Source organism: Okeania sp. SIO2F4, from assembly GCF_010672385.1.
In the GTDB taxonomy this organism is placed as follows: domain Bacteria; phylum Cyanobacteriota; class Cyanobacteriia; order Cyanobacteriales; family Microcoleaceae; genus Trichodesmium.
On the sequence record NZ_JAAHGT010000603.1, the window covers coordinates 1 to 5,991 of the forward strand.

The 5,991-nt window shown below is 37.9% G+C and carries 5 protein-coding genes and 1 pseudogene; all 6 read right to left on the reverse strand.

All coding sequences use genetic code 11. The features are described 5' to 3' along the window. Nucleotides 1-424: 424 nt before the first annotated feature. Nucleotides 425-1,252: a pyrroline-5-carboxylate reductase gene (gene proC / locus F6K22_RS28525; protein WP_293105866.1), complete on the reverse strand. Its 828-nt coding sequence runs from the start codon at nt 1,250-1,252 to the stop codon at nt 425-427. A 139-nt stretch (nt 1,253-1,391) separates the two neighbouring features. Beyond that, on the reverse strand, nt 1,392-2,027 hold the full coding sequence (locus tag F6K22_RS28530; RefSeq protein ID WP_293105868.1) for a cell division protein SepF: 636 nt from the start codon (nt 2,025-2,027) through the stop codon (nt 1,392-1,394). 275 nt (nt 2,028-2,302) lie between these two features. Further along, nucleotides 2,303-2,977 carry a YggS family pyridoxal phosphate-dependent enzyme gene (locus F6K22_RS28535; RefSeq protein ID WP_293105870.1) on the reverse strand — a complete coding sequence of 225 codons (675 nt, stop codon included), beginning with the start codon at nt 2,975-2,977 and terminating at the stop codon, nt 2,303-2,305. Between the two features lie 511 nt (nt 2,978-3,488). Continuing rightward, nucleotides 3,489-3,758, reverse strand: coding sequence for a transcriptional coactivator PipX (gene pipX, locus F6K22_RS28540; protein ID WP_293105872.1), 270 nt, complete (start codon nt 3,756-3,758; stop codon nt 3,489-3,491). Between the two features lie 385 nt (nt 3,759-4,143). Further along, nucleotides 4,144-5,148, reverse strand: a complete 1,005-nt coding sequence (locus tag F6K22_RS28545) for an energy-coupling factor transporter transmembrane component T family protein (RefSeq protein WP_293105874.1) — start codon at nt 5,146-5,148, stop codon at nt 4,144-4,146. Nucleotides 5,149-5,825: 677 nt separating this feature from the next. Then, nucleotides 5,826-5,991 (reverse strand): annotated as a pseudogene (locus F6K22_RS28550) (ribosome biogenesis GTPase Der); the annotation flags it as partial.

A 5,991-nucleotide genomic window follows, 5' to 3' on the forward strand; every position in this document is an offset into this window, starting at 1 on the left:
CTAGGTGAAGTACAGAAATTGTGATGCCAATTTATGAGAGGAAGGGGTTGGCGATGTCAACCCCTTCCTCTCCCGTATAAAAATGATTATCATTCTCATAAATTGTACATTTTATTTTTTGGAAGTCCCTTAGCCCTAAGATAAATATTAGAAATCTCCGATAATTCACCTGAAACCCCTGTCATTTCAGTTATCACTTATCAGTTATCAGTTATCAGTACCTCCGACTTAAGCCGGAGGCTTGAAAACCGGAATTTTCTTTTTCATCCCCTTGTAGAGCGAAAGCTAGCGGTGCAGCCAAGGGGAGGCTTGATACCTTATTTCATGGTCACAAGGTTGTTGAATTTTAATTTCCGGAGAGGTCTATTGGAGGGGCTAAAGCCCAACTACAAACAAATTATTATAACTAATTAAATGAAAGAATTTATCTATTTCCCAACTCCTGAGACCTTGCTGTTGCTGCCAAGACTGCTTCGATGATAGCAGAACGAAAACCAGCACTTTCTAACTCAGCAATTCCAGTAATAGTTGTTCCCCCAGGACTTGTCACCCGGTCTTTCAACTGTGCAGGATGTATTCCCGACTCCTGTAATAAAACCGCCGTTCCCAAAACTGCTTGCAATGCCAACTTGTAAGCGATCGCTCTAGGCAAACCTGCACAAACACCCCCATCTGTCAAGGATTCTATAAAAATCGTTACATAACCAGGTCCGGAACCAGATACCGCTGTAACTGCATCCATTAAAGTTTCTGGCACTTCCACTACCTGACCTACAGATTCAAAAATGCGAGTAGCTAACTGCTTTTGTTCTGGTTGCACATTCTGCCCCGCTGCGATCGCACTCATCCCTGCCCCCACTGTTGCTGGAGCATTCGGCATAACTCTAACTACAGGTTGCCCAGGAAAAGACTCTTGCAACTTTTGCAAATGTACACCTGCCATAATTGAAATTAGCAAAGGCAAAGTTGTTGTCTGACTACCAACCTGCCAGTCTCCCAGTTGTGATACAACACTATCAAATATTTGAGGTTTAACCGCCAGTAAAACAGCCTCTGTTGTAGTCGTAACCACCAAGCGATTATCTGTAGTTACCTCTACGCCATATTCTTGTGCTAAAAAATCTCGCCTTTGTTGCTGCGGGTCACTAACTAAAATTTCTGAGGGTTGATAAACTTTTTGTTGCACTAGGCGGGATAACAAAGCCTCTCCCATTACCCCACCACCGATTAAACCTAACTTAGCAGTTACCATTTTTCAATCTAAAAAATATTAGAAATTTAGGAATTGGGAATGGAGTTTGTTAGATATAATCCCAAAATCAAAAATATACTCTACTAGGAAATTATATTTTTATTTTTACGATCTTAACCCCATACCCAAAGTTCTTTCACTATTGCATCATCTGAATTTGCTCGGGTTGCCAAACTTGAGACCCAGAGCTCCCCACACGAGGGCGTGGTTGAGTCTGTGGCATTTCGTTGACCACACCTGCTTGAGTTCTGACTTGCACACAGCTTGGTGTAAACAGAAAAATACTTTCTCCGATGCGTTCTTGATGACCATCAAGAGCATAAGTACCGCCTGCTACAAAGTCCACTGCTCTTTGGGCTTGGTCTGGGTCCATAATTGTTAAATTTAAAACCACAGATTTACGCTCCCTTAAGGCCCGAATTGCTTGAGGCATTTCTTCAAAAGTCCGTGGTTCTAGAACCACAACTTCTGACATTCCATTTAAAGCGCCTGGCATTCCAATTACATTATTCATAACCGATCCCATTCCAGATTCTTGTTTAACAACTCCAGTAGTACCTGTGCTAGCAGTAGTTGGAGTCGCAGTAGTGGCCCGACTTCTTAATCGGCGGTTACTGCGACTTTCCTCCTCAGCAGGTACCGCAGCAGGAGGTTGCTGTTGTGGAGGATAAACGCTTTGATACTGTTCTCCTTCCATTTCATCGTAATCATATTCGTACTCAACTGGTTCGTTGAGTCCGACAAAATCTCGTAGTTTGGAAAAAAGACTATTCACTGTTAAAATTCTCCGATACTATTTAGTTAACAAGTATGAGTATTCGTTAACAAATGCACACTTGGACTAAATTCAAGTGAGAGTGTATCTACCAAATGCTTGAGAGCTAAAAATCTAGAGGGCTTAATTTTGACATCTCTAGAGATGAAAATTGGGCGTATTATTTGCTTAACCCATCACATAACTGATAAATCCACTTATGCTTTAAGCATCTCAAGTCGCTTGGTAGTGTACTATATTTTTACTTTTTAAGTTGTATTGGATATAATATCAGCTTATTTAATCCTCCTCTCACCAAATAAAGTTCTACCTAGTCTCACCATAGTAGCACCGGCAGATATGGCTAGATTATAATCTTCTGACATTCCCATTGAAAGCTCGTGGATTTTTAGATTAGACAAATTTTTTTTGCTAATTTCCTGAGCTAACTCCTGGGTTTTCTCAAATACTGATAGGGTTTGTAAATTGTCTAATCCTTGGGGTGGAATAGTCATTAAACCTTTAATTTTCAGATTTTGACATTGATTTAGCTCTGTTAAGTCAGTCATTAATTCTGGTATGCTCCACCCATATTTGTTAGGATCGGGCAAAATTTTAACTTGTAGGCAAATATTAGGACTACAAGATGACTCTTCTGCTAAACTGTCAAGGCGTTTGGCCAGTTTTAAGCTATCTACAGAATGAATCCATTGAAACTGCTTTAAAGCTTTTACTACCTTGTTACTTTGCAAGTGGCCAATTAAATGCCAGGTAATATCTGGTAAATCTTGTAGTTGAGCTTGCTTTGCTTCTGCTTCTTGAATCCTATTTTCCCCAAAATTTCGTATTCCTGCTGCATAAGCAGCACGAATAGTATCAACTGATACCTGTTTAGTTACGGCAATTAACCGTACTGACTCAGGTAAGTTAGAGCGGATGTTGGTAATACGTTCAGCAATGGACTCAACCATTTTATCTGTTGATTTGAGAATGTTTGATTATAACTTTGGTCAAAGACCCACGCTCTCAATCCCCCCTTTTGTTCCCCCCTTTGAAAGGGGGGCTAGGGGGAATGGGAAGACCAATTAATGTTGTGCTTCTAACATTAATATGTTACTTTACCCAAGGCTGCTGGGCTAGCAGTGTCTAGGGGAGTCGTCGGTAGGGTGAGGTATTGTGGAGCGACCGTAAGACCGGAAAGAGGTAAGGGTCTATGAGGTAGGTGCGTGAGAAGCAGAAAACCTGTCTCGTTTTTTGGCTGTCGCCGACATGAAATGCTACGCAACATCAAAAGCGCAGCTCCTCTGCAAGAGGCAGCATTCCCTTTGTGTACCATTCCGAAGGAAAAAAGGAAAAAGCGCAACACTGCCTAGGAAAGTTTAGAAACCCTGCAGTGTCGCCTAAGGGCACCGTCAGGAGGATGTCAATATACTAGATTTGGCAATGACTTAACTTTAATTCAGTAGAAGTTAAAGGCAGTTATTATTGAAAAGTATTTTTGTGAACTTGCTGGAGTTTTTGGTAATCAGCCACTTGACCATTGCGACGTAGCTGGCGGAGACGAATTTCCACCATTAAGCGTGCGTCGGAGCGACCCACTGGTTCAAATTTTATACCACCTATTCCATTAGTTACTAAAAAAAATAAGCGTTGAGCATAGAGAGTAGTAAATAATTCTTGCTTATCCTCAACTAAGCACACCCTGTATAAAAGGCCAAAATTAGGATGGTTCATGTAAGTTTCGTTGGTCATTTAGGCTTCAAATCAGCAGATAATCACAAGATTTGTAAATAATTTAGTGGCCTTTGTCAATTGACAGCCCCTATTATTTTAGATTTTAGACTTTCTGGTTGAACAGAAAATTTAGATTTTTGTATTTTCTTAAATACGAGTGAGAAGTGGATGAATATATCCAGAAAAAAGAAAATATATATCTGTAAAATATTATATTTTCTCAAAATTGTGATTGTTTGACATTAGTTATAAGTCTCAATCTGCAATTTTGAGCTGAAAAATATCAACAACATTAATCAGAAACTCAAACTAAGTATTCCACAACTATTTTTACAATAATTATACTTCACTATATAACAATACCAGATAATTACTTGTTAAATTAAGAATATATTATTTTGTTTTAACCTTGTCCTCCCCAAGCCAACCTAATCCACCAGAATAACCCTAAACTAATCAATACTATCCAGTCTAATGCCTTTAACTTTAGATCGTGCCATTGTACTCTATGCTGGTCTGCAGTTGTAAAACCTCTGACTTTCATTGCACTGGCAATTTGATCGGCTCGCAATAGCAAATTTTCTAATAGTCTTTCTGCTACTATTAACCAGATCTGAGAAGCTTGTCGGAGTCCTAATTTTTTCCAGTTAATTGCTCTAGTTCTAACTGAACGAACTAAATTCTGTATCTCCTCTAAAACTAGGGGAATAAATCTTAAAGATAGGGTTAAAGTTAAACTTATTTCAGTTACAGGTAATTTTAATTTATTCAGAGGTTCCATTAAGTCTTCTATACCTGCTGTAATTTCTTCTGAGGCTGTGGTTAAAAGATATAGATTGGTGCTATAAATGACTGTAAATAATAAGGTGGCAATACGAATGCCTAAATCCACGGAACGACGTGTTATGATAATGGGACTTTGTTGAAAAATGATGTAGCTATAAGAAGTTGGTTGAGGTAGTTCAGTTAGTTTTGGCGTTTGAGAAATAGCTTCTTGGGGGGTTTCTTTTCCTAGTAAACCAAAAATGTTTTTCCAAGTTTTTGGTTCTGATGTTGGTGGTAAATTAGCAGTTTGTTGAGCAAAAGCTAATTCATCTTTTGGTAGGCGAGGTTGATAGTTAATTGCCAGTCCATCTGGAGCGATCGCTGCACTCATAAAAAATATTAAAGAACAGAACATTAGTAACCAAGCCATTTGTTTTTTCCAAACTCGTAAAGGAATTAAGGCAGTAAAGGTCAATATTATTAATATAACTACTAATATTAGACGCCAAATTGAACTTGCTAACACTGGACTAATAAGAAAGCTCATTAGCCAAATTAATTTCACTCTAGGGTCAAGTTTATGTAGCCATGTTATGGGTTTTTCTAGATATAATCCCAGGGGAAGTGAGCGTAGTAAATCCATATTAATTAAATAGTATAGGGAATAGGGAATAGGGAACAGCAAACAAACAAAAAGTTTCAGGATTTATAAATTTTCTAACCTTTGGTTTGGCTGTTATCAAAGTAAGAAGGAAGAAGATTTTTTATTAATATAATAATCCTATTTTATTCGTGTCAAAAATATTGCCACTTTTTGGTATGGAGGTTTGGAAGCAATGAGAATGTTTCATTAATGGATGTAAGCATTCAGCTATTAGCGGTCAGCTCTTCCTTTCCTCCAGAATGCTGCGCAAACGGAATGCTACGCAAACAGCTTTTTAATAAACGATGTAATTCGATAGACTATAGACTATAGACTATTAAGGTTAACTGATGGATTTTTACCCATACTTTTAATTCTATGAAATCTCGCTTATTGCTTTTTCCTCTCTTAAAGGAAATAAAGCTGTTAACGTAGTTACGACCCAGGAGGCTAGTTGAACCCTGAATGCTTACTAATGGATAATGGGCTTAATAATTAATAATTGTTAATTATTTGATTGCCAACTTTTGTACTAAATTGAATAGTTTTTGCATTCAAAAAGCTTGCTTGTTACTCAAAGCTTAAAAATTTTATCATTATCCATTATCAATTATCTATTGCTAAAGAGGCTTTAAACCTCATAGAAATTAATTATCAATTATCCATTATCAATTACTTCAAACACGAGTTGCTCTATTGACAGTATTTTGCTCTACGTCTCTAGCTTTTTTACCACGCCAAAGTAATCTTATTGGTGTACCTGTAAATCCTAAATGTTGACGAAATTGACCTTGAATATAACGCCGATAATTGTCAGGAAAACGTTTAGGATCGTTGACAAAT